This is a genomic window from Microbacterium sp. KHB019, assembly GCF_037285405.1.
Classification (GTDB): domain Bacteria; phylum Actinomycetota; class Actinomycetes; order Actinomycetales; family Microbacteriaceae; genus Microbacterium.
The window spans coordinates 600,975-618,660 of sequence record NZ_JBBDHF010000001.1 but is presented as its reverse complement, the minus strand read 5'-3'; the positions used below and the strand labels follow the sequence as shown (position 1 = coordinate 618,660).

Annotated in this window: 17 protein-coding genes; 14 read left to right on the top strand and 3 right to left on the bottom strand. The window is 67.8% G+C overall.

What is annotated here, in order from left to right; all coding sequences use genetic code 11:
• Positions 1-92 precede the first annotated feature (92 nt).
• The 3 genes from KHB019_RS03065 to KHB019_RS03055 are packed head-to-tail and all read left to right on the top strand — an operon-like array spanning position 93 to position 2,712.
• Positions 93-881 (top strand): CoA transferase subunit A, encoded by a 789-nt coding sequence (locus KHB019_RS03065; protein WP_230103368.1) that lies wholly within the window; start codon positions 93-95, stop codon positions 879-881.
• Positions 882-883: 2 nt separating this feature from the next.
• Complete coding sequence (locus KHB019_RS03060) at positions 884-1,537, top strand: 3-oxoacid CoA-transferase subunit B (RefSeq protein WP_230103367.1); 654 nt, start codon at positions 884-886, stop codon at positions 1,535-1,537.
• A complete protein-coding gene (locus tag KHB019_RS03055; protein ID WP_337458053.1) occupies positions 1,534-2,712 on the top strand; it encodes an acetyl-CoA C-acetyltransferase in 1,179 nt (392 codons plus the stop codon). Before KHB019_RS03060 ends, KHB019_RS03055 begins: the two co-directional genes overlap by 4 nt.
• A 9-nt stretch (positions 2,713-2,721) precedes the next feature.
• On the opposite strand, the gene KHB019_RS03050 is transcribed toward KHB019_RS03055, so the two are convergent.
• Complete coding sequence (locus tag KHB019_RS03050; protein WP_230103365.1) at positions 2,722-3,018, bottom strand: hypothetical protein; 297 nt, start codon at positions 3,016-3,018, stop codon at positions 2,722-2,724.
• A 172-nt stretch (positions 3,019-3,190) separates the two neighbouring features.
• Between KHB019_RS03050 and KHB019_RS03045 the strand changes: the two genes are divergently transcribed.
• The 7 genes from KHB019_RS03045 to ilvC all read left to right on the top strand — a co-directional run bounded on the left by KHB019_RS03045 (position 3,191) and on the right by ilvC (position 11,885).
• On the top strand, positions 3,191-4,426 hold the full coding sequence (locus KHB019_RS03045; protein ID WP_230103364.1) for an MFS transporter: 1,236 nt from the start codon (positions 3,191-3,193) through the stop codon (positions 4,424-4,426).
• A gap of 33 nt (positions 4,427-4,459) precedes the next feature.
• Positions 4,460-5,872, top strand: coding sequence for an alpha,alpha-trehalose-phosphate synthase (UDP-forming) (locus KHB019_RS03040; protein ID WP_337458052.1), 1,413 nt, complete (start codon positions 4,460-4,462; stop codon positions 5,870-5,872).
• 79 nt (positions 5,873-5,951) lie between these two features.
• Positions 5,952-6,749, top strand: a complete 798-nt coding sequence (otsB, locus tag KHB019_RS03035; RefSeq protein ID WP_230103362.1) for a trehalose-phosphatase — start codon at positions 5,952-5,954, stop codon at positions 6,747-6,749.
• Between the two features lie 9 nt (positions 6,750-6,758).
• A complete protein-coding gene (gene ilvD, locus KHB019_RS03030; RefSeq protein WP_230103361.1) occupies positions 6,759-8,477 on the top strand; it encodes a dihydroxy-acid dehydratase in 1,719 nt (572 codons plus the stop codon).
• Between the two features lie 24 nt (positions 8,478-8,501).
• Positions 8,502-10,304: an acetolactate synthase large subunit gene (locus KHB019_RS03025; protein ID WP_325471456.1), complete on the top strand. Its 1,803-nt coding sequence runs from the start codon at positions 8,502-8,504 to the stop codon at positions 10,302-10,304.
• Between the two features lie 3 nt (positions 10,305-10,307).
• Entirely contained in the window at positions 10,308-10,817 is a 510-nt protein-coding gene (gene ilvN, locus KHB019_RS03020; RefSeq protein ID WP_230103359.1) for an acetolactate synthase small subunit, read from the top strand.
• Between the two features lie 39 nt (positions 10,818-10,856).
• Positions 10,857-11,885, top strand: a complete 1,029-nt coding sequence (ilvC, locus tag KHB019_RS03015; RefSeq protein ID WP_230103358.1) for a ketol-acid reductoisomerase — start codon at positions 10,857-10,859, stop codon at positions 11,883-11,885.
• 103 nt (positions 11,886-11,988) lie between these two features.
• Here ilvC and KHB019_RS03010 read toward each other — a convergent pair whose 3' ends face one another.
• The gene (locus KHB019_RS03010) at positions 11,989-12,891 is read right to left on the bottom strand and encodes a hypothetical protein (protein WP_325471458.1); all 903 of its coding nucleotides are present in this window, start codon (positions 12,889-12,891) and stop codon (positions 11,989-11,991) included.
• A gap of 71 nt (positions 12,892-12,962) precedes the next feature.
• Between KHB019_RS03010 and KHB019_RS03005 the strand changes: the two genes are divergently transcribed.
• The 3 genes from KHB019_RS03005 (at position 12,963) to serA (ending at position 15,521) form a co-directional block, all read left to right on the top strand.
• Entirely contained in the window at positions 12,963-13,457 is a 495-nt protein-coding gene (locus tag KHB019_RS03005; RefSeq protein WP_230103356.1) for a hypothetical protein, read from the top strand.
• Positions 13,454-13,789, top strand: a complete 336-nt coding sequence (locus tag KHB019_RS03000) for a hypothetical protein (RefSeq protein WP_230103355.1) — start codon at positions 13,454-13,456, stop codon at positions 13,787-13,789. The genes KHB019_RS03005 and KHB019_RS03000 overlap by 4 nt, the downstream gene beginning before the upstream one ends.
• A gap of 127 nt (positions 13,790-13,916) precedes the next feature.
• Positions 13,917-15,521: a phosphoglycerate dehydrogenase gene (serA, locus tag KHB019_RS02995; protein ID WP_230103354.1), complete on the top strand. Its 1,605-nt coding sequence runs from the start codon at positions 13,917-13,919 to the stop codon at positions 15,519-15,521.
• Between the two features lie 6 nt (positions 15,522-15,527).
• On the opposite strand, the gene KHB019_RS02990 is transcribed toward serA, so the two are convergent.
• Positions 15,528-16,070: a TetR/AcrR family transcriptional regulator gene (locus KHB019_RS02990; RefSeq protein ID WP_230103353.1), complete on the bottom strand. Its 543-nt coding sequence runs from the start codon at positions 16,068-16,070 to the stop codon at positions 15,528-15,530.
• Between the two features lie 58 nt (positions 16,071-16,128).
• Between KHB019_RS02990 and KHB019_RS02985 the strand changes: the two genes are divergently transcribed.
• Positions 16,129-17,664, top strand: coding sequence for an MFS transporter (locus tag KHB019_RS02985; protein ID WP_337458051.1), 1,536 nt, complete (start codon positions 16,129-16,131; stop codon positions 17,662-17,664).
• The last annotated feature ends 22 nt before the right edge of the window (positions 17,665-17,686 follow it).

Below are 17,686 nucleotides of genomic sequence, written 5' to 3'. Positions count from 1 at the left end.
ACCTTCCCATTCGCCCATATCGCAAGACCCGGCTTCACCCGGCGCCGCAGATGGCGGATGCTGGAGGAAGACCTCACACGAAGGAGTGCTGCGTGATCGACAAGCAATGGGCATCGGCTGCTGACGCCGTCGCCGACATCCCCGACGGGGCGTCCCTGGCGGTCGGAGGCTTCGGACTCTCCGGCAACCCGATCGCCCTCATCGAGGCCCTGCTCGCGCAGGGAACGACCGACCTCAGCGTCGTCAGCAACAACTGCGGCGTCGACGACTGGGGGCTCGGCATCCTGCTGGGCGCGCGGCGCATCCGCAAGATGACGTCGTCGTACGTCGGCGAGAACAAGGAGTTCGAGCGACAGTTCCTCTCCGGTGAGCTCGAGCTCGAACTCACACCGCAGGGGACGCTCGCCGAGAAGCTGCGTGCAGGAGGATCCGGCATCGCGGCGTTCTTCACGCAGACCGGCGTCGGAACGCAGGTCGCGGATGGCGGCCTGCCTCGTCGCTACGACGCCGACGGCGGGGTCGCTGTGGCATCGCCGAAGAAGGAAGTTCGTTCCTTCGATCTGAACGGCACGCCGAAGGACTTCGTTCTCGAGGAGGCGATCTCCACCGATTTCTCGCTGGTGCACGCCGCGGTCGGCGACCGGCACGGCAACCTCGTCTTCAACAAGGCCGCCCGCAACTTCAACCCGCTCGCCGCGATGGCCGGTCGCGTCTGCATCGCACAGGTCGAACGGCTCGTCGAGCCGGGCGAGATCGACCCGGACTCCGTCCACCTGCCCGGGGTCTTCGTGCACCGCATCATCGAGGTCGGCACCGAGATCGAGAAGCGCATCGAGCGTCGCACCGTGTCCCAGCCGAGCACCGCCACGGAAGGAGCCTGACCATGGCACGCACCCGAGAGCAGATGGCCGCCCGCGCCGCCGCCGAGCTCACAGACGGCTCCTACGTCAACCTCGGCATCGGTCTGCCGACGCTCGTCCCGAACTACGTCCCCGAGGGCGTCACCCTCGTGCTGCAGTCCGAGAACGGCATCCTCGGCGTCGGCCCCTACCCGACGGAGGATGCGGTGGATCCCGACCTCATCAACGCCGGCAAGGAGACGGTCACGACTCTGCCTGGCACCGCGTTCTTCGACTCGGCGACGAGCTTCGGCATGATCCGCGGCGGCAAGATCGATGCCGCCATCCTCGGAGCCATGCAGGTCTCGGCCTCAGGCGACCTGGCGAACTGGATGATCCCGGGGAAGATGGTCAAGGGCCCCGGAGGTGCGATGGACCTCGTCCACGGGGCGGGTCGCGTCATCATCCTCATGGAGCACGTCGCGAAGGACGGCTCCGCCAAGATCGTGAACGCGTGCTCGCTGCCGCTCACCGGCAAGGGTGTGGCGCATCGCATCATCACCGACCTCGCCGTGATCGACGTGACCGATGATGGACTCGTGCTGGTCGAGACCGCACCGGGGGTGAGCGTGCAGGACGTGATCGACGCGACCGAGCCGGCACTCATCCTGTCGCCTGAACTGAAGGAGCTGTCATGACCGACGTCGTCATCGTCGCCGCCGCCCGTACCCCGCAGGGCCGTCTGAAGGGGCAGCTGGCATCTTTCACGGCGCCCCAGCTGGGATCGCTCGCCATCAAGGGCGCGCTGGAGCAGGCGGCCGTCGACCCCGGGGCGATCGACGCGGTCATCGTCGGGCAGGTGCTCGCCGCCGGCTCAGGGCAGAACGCCGCGCGCCAGGCGTCGATCGGCGCCGGCATCGGGTGGGACGTGCCAGCGCACTCGGTCAACAAGGTGTGTCTGTCGGGCCTCACGGCGATCATCGATGCCGCTCGTATGATCCGAACCGGGGATGCCACGACCGTGGTCGCTGCCGGCATGGAGTCGATGACACGAGCCCCGCACCTGCTCATGGGCTCGCGCGACGGCTGGACCTACGGCACCGTCGAGGTGCTCGACCACATGGCGTACGACGGCCTCACCGACGCGTACGACAGGGAGAGCATGGGGGCGTCGACCGAGCGTCACAATGCGCGCTTCGAGCTCACCCGTGAGGCGCAGGACGAGGTGGCTGCGCTGTCCCATCAGCGAGCGGCCGCTGCCGCAGACGCCGGTGCCTTCGACGACGAGATCGTCACCGTCGAGGTTCCGCAGCGCCGCGGGGAGCCGGTCGTGGTCAGCCGCGACGAGGGCGTGCGCCCGGAGACCACAGTGGAAACGCTCGGCAGACTGCGTGCCGCATTCGCCGAGGGCGGGTCGATCACGGCGGGCAACTCCTCGCAGATCTCCGACGGCGCCTCGGCTGTCATCGTCACGACTCGTGAGAACGCCGAAGCGCAGGGCTGGCCCGTGCTCGCCGTCATCGGCGCGAGCGGTCAGACCGCCGGCCCGGACAACTCGCTCCAGGCGCAGCCGGCGCAGGCGATCACCCGCGCGCTCGAGAAGCAGGGGATCGCGGCGGCCGACCTCGACCTCGTCGAGATCAACGAGGCCTTCGGCGCCGTCGTCGCCCGGTCGCAGACCGAGCTCGGGATCTCGAGCGACATCGTGAACATCCATGGCGGCGGGATCGCGATCGGCCACCCGATCGGCGCATCGGGCAACCGTCTGGTCGTGCACATGGCGCATGAGCTCGCCAGACGGGGGACAGGTACGGTCGCCGTCGGTCTCTGCGGAGGCGGCGGTCAGGGCGAGGCGCTGATCCTCACGCGCTGAGCAAGCCGTTCAACGGCGGGCTTTGGCGTGTCCCTGCGCGTCGGCCAGCGCCTTCTGAGACCGGAACTGGAGCCGCTGCGCCTTCTTCGCCTTCTTCACTGACTGGGGCGAGTCGGCATCGACGAGGTCGCCGCGACGCTCGCGCCTGAGGTCGACGACAGCGCCGACCGCGAGCGCGAGGGTGATGCCCCAGCTGACCCACGAGAGGGCAGCGCGCCACGTGATCGGTTCATCGCGCGTTCCGCGCAGGAGCGATACTCCCGCCGAGATCGCTGCGACGAGTCCGGTGCTGAAGAGGTAGCGCATGCAGCCACGCTACCCCTTCCAGCCGCGAGGTAGCTGGCCCTGGAAACCATCAGGCTCGGACGCTAGGATCAGTGCGGCGCGTGAGCGCTTGAAGCTGTGTATCTACCGGCCGTCGGCGCCCCGACGGACAGCGGCGGCACCTGATCCCCGCGTCCTCGGGCGCGCGAGAGTCATGACACAGACACACGCATCTGCTCCTGCGAGCCTGCTCAGACAGGCTGGGATTCCCTATTTCGTGATCGCCTTCGTGGCACGGCTGCCGTTCGCCATGATGGTGGTCGGCGTCCTCACGATCGTCGTCTCCGCACGCGAGTCGCTGTCGCTCGGCGGACTCACCTCGGCAGCGGTCGGCCTCGGCACGGCCTGTTTCGGCCCGCTGCTCGGTGCGGCCGCCGACCGGTTCGGGCAGCGCCCGGTGCTGATCCTTCTGACGATCGCCAACAGCGCGGTGCTGATCGTGTTCACGCTCGTCGTCTACAGTGCGGCCGCTGACACGCTCGTGCTGCTCGCCGCCGTCGGAATCGGTGCGACGGCTCCTCAGGTGGCGCCGATGTCCCGCTCCCGTCTGGTGACGATCATCAACGAGCGGATGCCGGAAGACCAGCGTGTGCGGACGACCTCCGGCACGATGGCGTACGAGTCGGCAGCGGACGAGACTGTCTTCGTCTTCGGCCCGTTCCTGGTCGGCATCGCGGCATCCGTCATCGCCCCCTGGGCGCCTCTGGTCGGCGCCGCAGTGCTCACGCTCGCGTTCGTCGGCGCCTTCGCGCTGCACCCCAGCGCCAGGCATGTGTCGGCTGAACGGGGGAGTGATGGTCGTGCGCCGTCCTCCGTGTCCGAGCTCGTCCGTCCGCAGCTGCTCGTCGTGGTCATCGGCATCCTGGGGGTCGGGCTGTTCTTCGGTGCGACCCTCACCTCGCTCACCGCCTTCATGGCGGACCGAGGGTCGCCGGAGCAGGCCGGTCTGCTGTACGGCGTCATGGGGATCGGTTCTGCTGCACTCGCACTCGGCGTCGCATGGTTCCCCCCGCGCTTCTCGCTGCGCGCGCGATGGCTCGTGTTCGCCGGCATCCTGCTGCTCGGCGCGCTGCTGCTGGCCTTCGTCGATTCGCCGGGCGGCATCACCGCGGTGCTCGCCATCATGGGGATCGGGATCGGCCCGACGCTGGTCACCCAGTACAGCTTCGGCGCAGCGCGCAGCCCGCTCGGCCGCTCGGCGACCGTCATGACGATGCTCGGATCGGCCGTCATCGTCGGCCAGTCCATCGGAGCCGCCGTCACCGGCGAGGTGGCGCAGAACCTGGGCACCACGACCGCGCTGCTGCTGCCGGCGTGCGCAGCCGCGATCGTCTTCGTCACCGGCATCCTGAACTGGTTCGCCAGCCGCACGCGGTCGCGCACTCGATAACCTGGAGGCTCACCCCTGGTGCGAGGAGCTCCCATGACCGCCGCAGAATTCGTCGTCGTCGCGAACCGCCTTCCGGTGGACAGGGTCGTCAGCCACGACGGTGAGGAGACCTGGCGCACGTCGCCCGGCGGGCTCGTCGCCGCCCTCGAACCGGTGATGAGATCGGTCGACGGCGCCTGGGTCGGCTGGGCAGGGCAGGCCGACCTGGAACTCGAACCGTTCGTGGCGAACGATCTGAAGCTGATTCCCATCGCGCTCAGCGAGCAGGAGGTCGCGGAGTACTACGAGGGGTTCGCGAACGACACGATCTGGCCGCTCTACCACGACGTGATCGCGCCGCCCCAGTACCACCGGGAGTGGTGGGACTCGTACGTCACCGTCAATCGACGGTTCGCCGAGGCCGCCGCCGATGCGGTCGCGCCGAAGGGCACGGTGTGGGTGCACGATTACCAGCTGCAGCTCGTCCCCGAGATGGTGCGGGCGCTGCGGCCCGATGTCACGATCGGGTACTTCCATCACATCCCGTTCCCGGCGCACGGCCTCTATGCCCAGCTGCCGTGGCGCGATCAGGTCCTCCGCGGACTCCTCGGGGCCGACGTGATCGGCTTCCAGCGAGCGCAGGATGCCACCTACTTCCTCGCTGCCGTCCGGCGACGTCTGCAGTACGGGGTCAAGGGCTCGATGGTCGATGTGCCGGCCGAGACCGGGTCGAGGCCAGTGCTCGCCAAGGCGTTCCCGATCTCGATCGACACATCGCCCTACCTCGAGCTGGTCGCCAAGCCGGAAGTGCGCGCGCGCGCGGCGGAGATCCGCCAGAGCCTCGGAAACCCGAAGCGGATCCTGCTCGGCGTCGACCGACTCGACTACACCAAGGGGATCAGGCACCGCATCAAGGCATACGGCGAGCTGCTCGCCGAGGGCAGGCTGCAGGTGGAGGACGTCACGCTCATCCAGGTCGCGAGTCCGAGCCGTGAGCGCGTCGATGCCTACGTGCACCTGCGGGACGAGATCGAGCTGTCCGTCAGCCGCATCAACGGCGACACCGACACCATGGGGCATACGGCCATCCGGTACCTGCATCAGGGATTCCCGCGCGAGGAGATGGTCGCCCTCTATCTGGCCGCGGACGTCATGCTCGTCACGGCCCTGCGCGACGGCATGAACCTCGTCGCCAAGGAGTACATCGCCAGCAGGGCCGACAACAGGGGTGCGCTGGTGCTGAGCGAGTTCACCGGCGCCGCGGACGAGCTGCGACAGGCGATCCGGGTCAACCCGCACGACATCGAGGGCCTGAAGGACGCGATCATGACGGCGGTCGAGATGGACCCGGCCGAACAGAGCAGGCGGATGCGATCGTTGCGCAAGCGCGTGCTCGAGCACGACGTCAGGGCCTGGTCGGCCTCGTTCCTCGACGCGCTGGCGGCGGTCCGCTCACGGCACGCCTGAGCGCCCGTCATGTGGCGGTTCGCCGTCGCGCCCGCGTGAGAGGCTGGTCGGGAATCGGACCCCGACGAGGAGACACGCAGTGACCCGCACCTGGACCCCCGGAACCGCAGACGACGCGCTGACCGCCATCGCGGCGACACCGCGCCTGATCGTCGCCCTCGACTTCGACGGGACGGCATCCCCGCTCGTGCCCGACCCCATGGCCGCACGGGCTCTCCCCGCCGTCGCCGAGCAGGTCAGTCGCCTCGCCGCGCTCCCGGACACGCTCGTCGCCTACGTCTCCGGGCGCAGCATGCACGATCTCAGAATCATCACCGAGCACACCGACGACTCGGTCGTCGCCCTGGCCGGATCGCACGGGGCGCAGTACTGGTTCCCCGGCACCGGTGACGAGGATGCGCCTGGCGCGGCCACCGAGGACGGCGCGCGCGAGGAGCTGTGGGCCGCGGCACAGCCGATCGTCGACCGCTACGAAGGCGTCGGGCTCGAGCCGAAGACCTTCGGCATGGGCATCCACAGCCGCCGCGCCACGCGCGAGACCGAGCTCGCCGCGTTCGCCGCCGTCGACGCCCTGGTCGCCGAACGCTTCCCGCACTGGCGCCGCCGCCTCGGCCATCGCGTCCTGGAGTTCTCCTCCCGCGTGGAGGGCAAGGACACGGCGATGCGCGTGCTGCGCGAGCACTTCGACGCCACCGGCATCCTGTTCGCCGGCGACGACGTGACCGACGAGGACGCCATGCAGGTGCTGCTCCCCGGTGATCTGGGCGTTCGCGTCGGACCGGGCGATTCCGCCGCGACGCTGCGTGTGGACACCCCACAAGACATGGCCGTGCTTCTGGAGGCGGTGGCGTCAGAGCGCTCCGCCGGACGGGAATAGACTGCCGTCATGTCCCCGCAAGATCCTTCTTCGAACGCGTCCATCGACATCAAACCCCGCAGCCGCGTCGTCACCGACGGCATCGAGGCCACGACCTCCCGAGGCATGCTCCGCGCCGTCGGAATGGGCGATGCGGACTGGGACAAGCCGCAGATCGGCATCGCCTCCAGTTGGAACGAGATCACGCCGTGCAACCTCAGCCTGGACCGGCTTGCACAGGGGGCGAAGGAGGGCGTGCACTCCGGCGGGGGATACCCGCTGCAGTTCGGCACGATCTCCGTCTCGGACGGCATCTCGATGGGCCACGAGGGAATGCACTTCTCCCTAGTCTCCCGTGAGGTCATCGCCGACTCGGTCGAGACGGTCATGATGGCCGAGCGTCTGGACGGCAGCGTCCTGCTCGCCGGCTGCGACAAGTCGATTCCGGGCATGCTCATGGCCAGCGCGCGCCTCGACCTTTCGAGCGTGTTCCTGTACGCCGGATCGATCGCCCCCGGCTGGGTGAAGCTGTCGGACGGCACCGAGAAGGACGTCACGATCATCGACTCGTTCGAGGCCGTCGGCGCGTGCCGAGCGGGCCTCATGAGCGAAGAGGACCTCAAGCGCATCGAGTGCGCGATCGCTCCGGGTGAAGGCGCCTGTGGCGGCATGTACACCGCCAACACGATGGCATCCGTGGCCGAGGCGCTCGGACTGAGCCTCCCCGGATCAGCAGCCCCGCCCGCCGCGGACCGCCGCCGCGACTACTTCGCGCACCGCTCAGGTGAGGCCGTGGTGAACCTGCTGCGTCAGGGCATCACCACGCGTGACATCCTCACCCCCGAGGCGTTCGAGAACGCGATCGCCCTCGCGATGGCGCTCGGCGGATCGACCAACGTCGTACTGCACCTGCTCGCCATCGCCCGCGAGGCCGAGGTCGAACTGAATCTGCACGACTTCAACCGCATCGGCGACAAGGTCCCGCACGTGGCCGACATGAAGCCGTTCGGCAAGTACGTCATGAACGACGTCGACCGTCACGGCGGCATCCCGGTGATCATGAAGGCGATGCTCGACGAGGGCCTGCTGCACGGCGACGCGCTCACCGTGACCGGCAAGACGCTCGCTGAGAACCTGGCGGACCTGGACCCGGACCCGATCGACGGCGAGGTCATCCACACGTTCGACAACCCGATCCACGCCACCGGCGGTCTGACGATCCTGCACGGTTCGCTCGCCCCGGAGGGCGCGGTCGTCAAGACCGCCGGCTTCGACGCCACGGTGTTCGAGGGCCCTGCTCGCGTGTTCGAGCGCGAGCGCGCCGCGATGGATGCTGTCGCGAACGGCGAGATCAACGCCGGCGAAGTCATCGTGATCCGCTACGAGGGTCCGAAGGGCGGCCCCGGGATGCGGGAGATGCTCGCGATCACCGCCGCCATCAAGGGCGCTGGGCTCGGAAAAGATGTACTACTCTTGACGGACGGACGATTCTCAGGCGGCACAACCGGCCTGTGCATCGGCCACATAGCACCCGAAGCGGTGGACGAAGGTCCTATCGCCTTCGTGCGCGATGGTGATCTGATACGGGTCGATATCGCAGCTCGCTCGCTCGACTTACTCGTCGATGACGCAGAGCTCGCCTCCCGCCGTTCCGGCTGGGAGCCGCTTCCCCCGCGCTATACCCGTGGCGTTCTTGCCAAGTACTCCAAGCTCGTGCGCTCCGCCGCCGAAGGCGCGACCACGGGCTGACCCTGCGGATCACCAAGGAATGACATGACTGCTGACGCTGTATCGGCCGTGCCACGGCCGCCGTCCCCGAAGAACTCCGCGCCGGAGATCACCGGCGCGGAGGCCGTTGTCCGCTCACTCGAGCTGCTCGGAGTGACCGACGTGTTCGGTCTCCCCGGCGGCGCGATCCTCCCTGTCTACGACCCGCTGATGGACGCATCAGAGCTCCGCCACATCCTCGTCCGTCATGAGCAGGGAGCAGGCCACGCCGCCGAGGGCTACGCCTCGGCGTCCGGGAGGGTCGGCGTATGCATCGCCACCTCCGGGCCCGGCGCGACGAACCTCGTCACGGCGATCGCCGACGCGTACATGGACTCGGTGCCCATGGTCGCGATCACCGGCCAGGTGTTCTCGACGCTGATGGGCACGGATGCCTTCCAGGAGGCCGACATCGTCGGAATCACGATGCCGGTGACCAAGCACTCCTTCCTCGTGAAGGACGCTCGCGACATCCCCGGCGCGATCGCGGCGGCGTTCGAGATCGCCTCGACCGGTCGTCCAGGGCCCGTGCTCGTGGACATCACGAAGGACGCCCAGCAGGACACGGTGCCCTTCATCTGGCCGCCCAAGATCGACCTGCCGGGCTACCGGCCCGTCACGAAGGCGCACGGCAAGCAGATCCAGGCGGCCGCGGCGCTGCTGGCAGAGGCGAAGAAGCCCGTGCTGTACGTCGGCGGCGGCGTCGTGCGCGGTCGTGCGTCCGCCGAGCTGAAGGACCTCGCAGAATCGACGAATGCGCCGGTCGTCACCACGCTGATGGCGCGCGGGGCGTTCCCCGACTCGCACGAGCAGCACCTCGGCATGCCGGGCATGCACGGAACGGTTCCCGCTGTGCTGGCACTGCAGGAGGCGGACCTCATCGTCTCGCTCGGCGCCCGGTTCGATGACCGCGTCACCGGCAAGGCCGCGCTCTTCGCTCCGTTCGCGAAGGTCGTGCACGTCGACATCGATCCGGCCGAGATCTCAAAGATCCGCACGGCGGACGTTCCGATCGTCGGTGATGTGCGCGACGTGCTCATCGACCTGGATGCCGCGTACCGCGGTGTCATCGGGGGAGACCGGCCTGACATCTCGGACTGGTGGTCGTACCTCGACGGTCTGCGGGATGAGTTCCCCCTCGGGTACACAGAGCCCAGCGACGGTCTGCTCGCCCCGCAGTACGTGATCTCGCGGATCGGCGAGCTGACCGGACCCGAGGGCATCTACGCCGCCGGCGTCGGTCAGCACCAGATGTGGGCAGCGCAGTTCATCAAGTACGAGCGTCCCAACGCCTGGCTGAACTCCGGGGGAGCGGGGACGATGGGCTACTCCGTCCCGGCCGCCATGGGCGCCAAGGTCGCCGAACCCGACCGGGTCGTATGGTCGATCGACGGCGACGGGTGCTTCCAGATGACCAACCAGGAACTCGCCACCTGCGCGATCAACAACATCCCGATCAAGGTCGCGATCATCAACAACTCGTCGCTCGGCATGGTGCGGCAGTGGCAGACGCTGTTCTACGACGGCCGCTACTCGAACACCGACCTGAACACCGGGCACGACACCGTCCGCATCCCGGACTTCGTGAAGCTCGCCGAGGCGTACGGGTGCCTGGCCATCCGCGTCGAGAAGCAGGAAGAGGTGGATGCGGCGATCCAGCTCGCGCTCGAGACCAACGATCGCCCCGTCGTCATCGATTTCGTCGTCTCGGCGGATGCGATGGTGTGGCCGATGGTGCCGCAGGGCGTCAGCAACAACTACGTCCAGTACGCGCGCGATCACGCCCCCGCGTTCGATGAGGAGGTCTGACCCATGTCCAAGCACGTGCTGAGCCTCCTCGTCGAGGACACGCCAGGTCTGCTGACCCGCGTCGCCGGTCTCTTCGCCCGACGCGGCTTCAACATCGAGTCGCTCGCGGTGGGCGTCACCGAGGTGCCCGGCATCTCGCGCATCACGGTCGTCGTCGACGTCGAGGAACTGCCGCTCGAGCAGGTGACCAAGCAGCTGAACAAGCTCGTGAACGTCATCAAGATCGTCGAGCTCGACTTCGCCTCATCAGTGCAGCGCCAGCACGTGCTGGTGAAGGTGCGCACCGACAACTCGACCAGGTCGAACGTGATCGAGGTCGTGAACCTCTTCCGCGCCGCCGTGGTCGACTACGCCTCCGACGCGCTGGTGATCGAAGTCACCGGCGACCGCGGCAAGATCGATGCACTGCTGCGCGCCCTCGAGCCCTTCGGCATCAAGGAGATCGCGCAGTCCGGTCTTCTCGCCATCGGGCGCGGCGGCAAGAGCATCACCGAACGCGTCCTGCGCGGCTGACTGACATCCATATACCTCGATAGGAAAGAGAAACACAACGTGAGCACTGAGATCTTCTACGACGACGACGCCGACCTCTCCCTGATCCAGGGCAAGAAGGTCGCCATTGTGGGCTACGGCTCGCAGGGCCACGCCCACGCGCAGAACCTGCGCGACTCGGGCGTCGAGGTCACGATCGCCCTCAAGGACGGCTCGAAGTCGGCCGCGAAGGCCGAGGAGGCCGGCTTCCCGGTCAAGAACGTGGCGGATGCCACCGCCTGGGCCGACGTCATCATGATCCTCGCACCGGACCAGCACCAGCGGACGATCTACTCCGAGTCGATCGCCCCGAACCTCGCCGCCGGCAAGACCCTCGCGTTCGCGCACGGCTTCAACATCCGCTTCGGCTACATCGACGCGCCCGAGGGCGTCGACGTCATCCTCGTCGCACCGAAGGCTCCCGGCCACACTGTGCGTCGCGAGTTCGTCGCCGGCCGCGGCATCCCGGACATCATCGCCGTCGAGAAGGACGCATCGGGCAGCGCCTGGGCGCTCGCCCTCTCGTACGCCAAGGCCATCGGCGGCACCCGTGCCGGCGTCATCAAGACGACCTTCACCGAAGAGACCGAGACCGACCTGTTCGGCGAGCAGGCCGTTCTCTGCGGTGGCGTCAGCCACCTCGTCCAGGCCGGATTCGAGACGCTGACCGAGGCCGGATACCAGCCGCAGATCGCATACTTCGAGGTCCTGCACGAGCTCAAGCTCATCGTCGACCTCATGTGGGAGGGCGGCATCGCCAAGCAGCGCTGGTCGATCTCCGACACCGCAGAGTACGGCGACTACGTCTCCGGCCCCCGCGTCATCGACTCCGCCGTCAAGGAGAGCATGAAGGGCGTGCTCGCCGACATCCAGTCCGGTGCCTTCGCCAAGCGCTTCATCGATGACCAGGACAACGGTGCCAAGGAGTTCCAGGAGCTTCGCGCCAAGGAGGAGCAGCACCCCATCGAGACGACCGGCAAGGAGCTGCGCTCGCTGTTCGCCTGGAAGCAGCAGGACGAGGACTACGTGGACGGGTCGGCCGCTCGCTGATCCCAACCCCTCACCGAGACCCCGTCTTCGCACCGAGACCCCGTCGCATCCGCGTGATTGCGACGGGGTCTCGGCAATGAGACGGGGTCTCGGCGTGTGTCGATCACTCGGCGGGCGCAGCATCCGGGATCTGGATCGGTGCGTCGGAAGCGTCCGTCCAGACCGGTGCCGGGAGCAGTGTGTCGGTCTGACCGTCGCGGATCGCCCGCAGCGCCTCGACGATCTCGTCAGAGTTCTCGGGCACCGCGAGCCCGCAGGTGCGCATCTCCGAAGCGAACTCGAGCGTGAGGCGCGTCTTGCCGGCCGCTACCGCCTCGGCCGTCGTGCCGGTGCGCTTCTCGCTGCCGGTCTGGATGTCGGAGACCTCTTCGCACACGTGATAGACCGAGCCGCCGTCGACCCAGACGACCTCGTCCTGGCCGAGCAGTTGGATGACGGTTGACTGATCTGCCGTGTACTGCTCGACGGACGACGGGTTGTAATCGATGCCGAGGGCCACAGCGGCGACCGCGAGGACCACGCCGATGATGCCGGCCGTCGTCTTCTGACCCTTGTCCATGTCCTTGTTCAGGAAGATCAGGATGATCAGCGGCAGGAACGCGATGATCGCGATGATCGCGCCGAGCTGGTTCTGGACGAAGAACCGCAGCGTGTCCGACTTCTTCGCCGGATCCAGGCGGTTCGCCTTCTTCCAGAGGAAGGAACCGGTGATCGACAGCGCCGCGATCACGACGAGCAGCACGATGAGCGTGATGAAGGCCCACTGCGGGAACTGGGCTGTGGCCTGCTGGTCTTCGAGCAGGCCCGTCTCCGAGTTCCTTACCAGACCGCCGTCCTCACCTACGAACTCGCGCTGGCGCAGCAGCCAGAAGATGGCGACTGCCTCTGCGGCGATCGCGACTGCCCAGAGGACGGCTGCGATCCAGCGGAACATCGTCGCCTTGCGCTTCGACTCCGCTGTGGGCGTCCAGTTCTTCTCTGCGACGTCCTTCTCCGACTCCGACAAGATGTCCCCCTCGTGGTTCTGTGAATTCCCTGAGCATATCCGGCGCTCGTGGGCATCGCTACGCTGGACACATGACATCGGATGCAGACGACGCGCTGTCCTGGGAGGGCGACGCTGACCCGTCGCCGCAACGACCGGGCAAGCGCGACGAGCCGGCTGCCGCACCTGCCGCTGCACTGCCCCAGGGGTGGAAGGCGGTCGGCAGGGACAGCGAATCGGTCGGCCGGATCGAAGCCGACGGCCGTATCAGCGATCCCGAGCAGCCCGGTCATCTGAGCACCCCGATGCTGCTGCTGGTCGGCATCATCGGCGGCATCTACCTGCTCTACACGGTGGGCTGGATCATCGGCGGACTGAACCTGCAGGCGAGTGCGCTGTTCCTCGTTCCGTCCGTGATGTACCAGGTCGCGGTCTGGTCCGCGGTCATCGCTCCTGCGCTGTGGTTCGCCGCCGTCTGGCTGCTCACGCGTCGCTCTGCCGGGTGGGTGCGCGTACTCGGGTTCCTGGCCGGTGCGGCTCTCCTCGTCCCGTGGCCGTTCGTGATGACAGGGGCGGTGGGCGCATGAGCGAGCAGTCGGTTCTGGCTCGGCCGGCGCTCGGCGTGGTGAAGACGATCATCCTGGGGCTGGCGGGCCTGTTCTACGCCTACGCCGTATGGAACGCCATCGCCTATCTGGTGACGGTCGCGCAGTATGGACTGAACGCGTACGGCTGGTTCGTGCTGATCTTCTCGGTGCTCTTCCCGGTGCTCGTATTCGTGGCGGGGTATGCTCTCGGGCGCCGACGCAGCGCATTCGAGTTCGCGGTCGTGCTGCTCGCGGGGCTAGCGCTGGTCGCAGTGTTCTGGATGAACGTGGTGGCCCTGAGCAGCTTGAACTTCTCGTCGCTGACGACCTGACGGTGCCCGTCACACGGCGCGGGGCACTGTTCCTGCTCCGGTAAGGTTGGTCTCGATCGCGCCCCCGACGGTGTGCGGCGCATCGGTCCCCAATCCGCGCTGTGCCGCTAACCCGAAGGATCCGCCTGTGCCGAAGCCCGTCGTGCTCATTGCCGAAGTTCTCTCGCCCGCCACGATCGAGGCCCTCGGCCCCGACTTCGACGTCCGTCAGGTGGACGGAACGGATCGCGAGGCGCTGTTCTCGGCTCTGACGGACGCGGACGCGGTGCTGGTGCGCTCGGCGACGAAGGTGGATGCCGAGGCGCTCGGCCACGCTCCGAAGCTCAAAGTCATCGCACGCGCAGGCGTCGGTCTCGACAACGTCGACATCCCGGCAGCGACCAAGGCCGGCGTCATGGTTGTCAACGCCCCGACGTCGAACATCATCTCGGCGGCCGAACTCACCTGCGCGCACATCATCAGCCTCGCCCGCCACGTGCCCGCTGCGCACGCGTCGCTCGCGGCAGGGCAGTGGAAGCGCAGCGCCTACACGGGCACCGAGCTGTTCGAGAAGACGCTCGGCATCGTCGGCCTCGGCCGGATCGGCGCTCTTGTCGCGGCGCGCATGCAGAGCTTCGGGATGAAAGTCGTCGCCTACGATCCGTACGTCACCAGCGCCCGCGCCCAGCAGCTGGGTGTCGAGCTCCGGTCCCTCGACGAGTTGGTCGCCGAGGTCGACTTCCTCACGATCCACATGCCGAAGACCCCCGAGACGACAGGGATGATCGGTGCGGCGCAGTTCGCGGCGATGAAGAAGTCCGCCTACGTCGTCAACGTCGCCCGCGGCGGCCTGATCGACGAGGTCGCCCTGCGCGAGGCTCTGGTCGCCGGAGAGATCGCCGGTGCAGGCCTCGACGTCTTCACCTCAGAGCCGCCGGCGGAGGGCGGATCCGCTCGCGACCTGCTCGAGCTGCCGAACGTCGTCGTGACCCCGCACCTCGGCGCGTCGACCGATGAGGCCCAGGAGAAGGCCGGCATCTCCGTCGCGCGCTCGGTCAAGCTCGCCCTCGAGGGCGACCTCGTCCCGGATGCCGTGAACGTCGCCGGTGGCATCATCGACCCGTTCGTGCGCCCTGGTATCGCCCTGGTCGAGAAGCTCGGACAGGTCTTCAGCGGCCTGGCCGGCTCTGCGGTCACCGCGCTCGACATCGAGGTGCGCGGCGAGCTCGCCGACTACGACGTGAGCGTCTACAAGCTCGCAGCGCTCAAGGGCATCCTCTCGAACGTCATCAGTGAGAACGTCTCCTACGTGAACGCCCCGCTGTTCGCCGAGCAGCGCGGGATCGAGGCCCGCCTGATCGTCGAGAAGGAGAGCCCCGAGTACCGCAACCTCACCACCCTGCGCGGCGCACTCGCCGACGGCACGGTGCTCACGGTCGCCGGCACGCTGGCCGGCACCCGGATGGTGCAGAAGATCGTGGGGATCAACGGCCACGACATCGAGGTCCCGATCGAGACGAACCACATCGTCATGCAGTACATCGACCGGCCGGGCATCGTCGCCGTCTACGGACAGAAGTTCGGCGACGCCGGCATCAACATCGCTGGCATGCAGGTCGCTCGTCGCGCAGCCGGAGGAGAGGCGCTCACGGTGCTCACCGTGGACTCCCGCGTGCCGGAGGAGCTGCTCGACGAGGTCGGCGTCGCAATCGAGGCCAGCGTCATGAAGCAGATCGAGATCGAAGAGGTCTGACCGGGCTCAGGTCGCTGCGCGCACGACGAGATCCACCAGTGCGCGCAGCGCGGCGTCACGGGGGACGGGCCGCTCGGGACCGTTCAGCCCCAGGGAGTTGTTGAAGTAGAGCCCGTCGCTGACGAGCATGACGAGGTCGAATGCGGCCTGGTCGCGCACGTGGGGACGGATCGACTCGCCCCAACGCATGTGGATGCCGCGCAGCGCTTCCTTGGCCGTCGTCGACCCTCCCTGCGCCAGGCACGACACGGCGATGATCGCACGATCGAGCGGATCGTTCTCCATGACCGAGGTGCGCACGTAGTACGCGATCGGGCCGTCTGACGCCTTGCCCATCTCGACGAGATCCTCGTCGACGAGCCGTAGCAGTCGATCCGTCATACCCATGGCGAGGTCGTCCTTCGAGCCGAAGTGATACAGCAGGCCGCCCTTCGAGACGCCGGCCGCGGCGGCGGTGGCCTCGAGCGTAGCGGCACGCTCGCCGTCGTCGATGAGTATCGCCTCGAAGGCATCGAGGACTCGTTCGCGGGCTAGTGGTGGTCTCGCCATGTCTGTTACTATACCAGCCGGACGGTATAGATAACTTCTTCGACGACAGGCAGAGACGATGACGCAGACGGCACCGGCTCCGGTGGCCACGAACGACGGCCCGCGCGCGGGGGCGCGCGCCTGGTGGGCGCTGATCGTCCTCATGCTCCCCGTGCTTCTGGTTTCGGTGGACAACACCGTGCTGAGCTTCGCGCTGCCGGAGATCGCTCTCGCGCTCCACCCGTCGGGGGCGGAGCAACTGTGGATCATCGACGCCTACCCGCTCGTGCTCGCGGGCCTCCTGGTGACGATGGGAACCCTCGGCGACAGATTCGGACGCCGCCGGATGCTCCTCATCGGCGCGACCGGGTTCGCGGTCGTCTCGGCACTGGCCGCGTTCGCCCCCACCGCCGGACTGCTCATCGCCGCTCGCGTCATGCTCGGATTCTTCGGAGCCATGCTGATGCCGTCCACGCTCTCGCTGCTGCGTTCGATCTTCCAGAATCGCGACCAGCGCCGGATGGCGATCGCGGTGTGGGCGTCGGCCTTCTCGGCCGGCGCCGCCCTCGGCCCGATCGTCGGCGGGTTCCTGCTCGAGCACTTCGGGTGGGGCTCGGTGTTCCTCATCGCAGTCCCGGTGCTCATCCCGCTTCTCATCGCGGCACCGTTGCTGGTTCCCGAGAGCCGCGACCCCGCACCGGGCCGGGTCGATCCGATCAGCATCGTCCTGTCGATGGGGGCGATGATCCCGGTCGTGTACGCGATCAAGTCGTTCGCGGTCGATGGCCCGACGATCGGCGCCCTGCTGTGGGCGATGCTCGGTGTCGTGCTGGGTGCGCTCTTCGTCCGTCGGCAGCTGCGGTCGCAGTCGCCGATGCTCGACATGGCGCTGTTCCGTCTCGGCACATTCTCCGGAGCGATCCTCGTCAACCTGCTCAGCGTCGTGGCGCTCGTCGGATTCCTGTACTTCGTGTCGCAGCATCTGCAGCTGGTGATCGGCCTGTCGCCGATGGTCGCCGGATTCGCGCTCGTTCCCGGGATGGTCGTCATGATCATCGCCGGACTCGTCGTCGTGCCGATCTCGCGCCGAGTCCGCCCGCACATCGTCGTGCCGGCCGCGCTGGTCTTCTCTGTTCTCGGCTACCTGCTCGTCGCTTTCGCCTCCCAGGACCGGAGCATCCTGACGCTGGTCATCGCGTTCGTGGTTCTCGGCATCGGGATCGGCGCGGCCGAGACGATCTCGAATGAACTGATCCTCTCCAGTGCTCCGCCGGCGAAGGCCGGCGCGGCGAGTGCCGTGTCCGAGACGGCGTACGAACTCGGCGCCGTCCTCGGGACGTCCGTGCTGGGCGGGATCATCACGGCTCTGTACCGGGGCGCGCTCGTCACCCCCGACGGTGTGCCGGCAGAACTGGCGGCGACTGCGCGCGAGACGCTGGCCGGTGCTTACGCGGCCGCCCACGAACTCACCGGCCCGTTGGCGGGCCAGCTGTGGGAAGCTGCGACCTCTGCATTCGAATCGGGTGTCGCCGTGACCTCGCTGATCGGCGCCGGTCTCGTTGTCACAGCCGGTGTCGTCGCCGCCGTCACACTGCGCACGCCCCGTTCGGACTGACCAGTACGCTGGGGGAGACCCG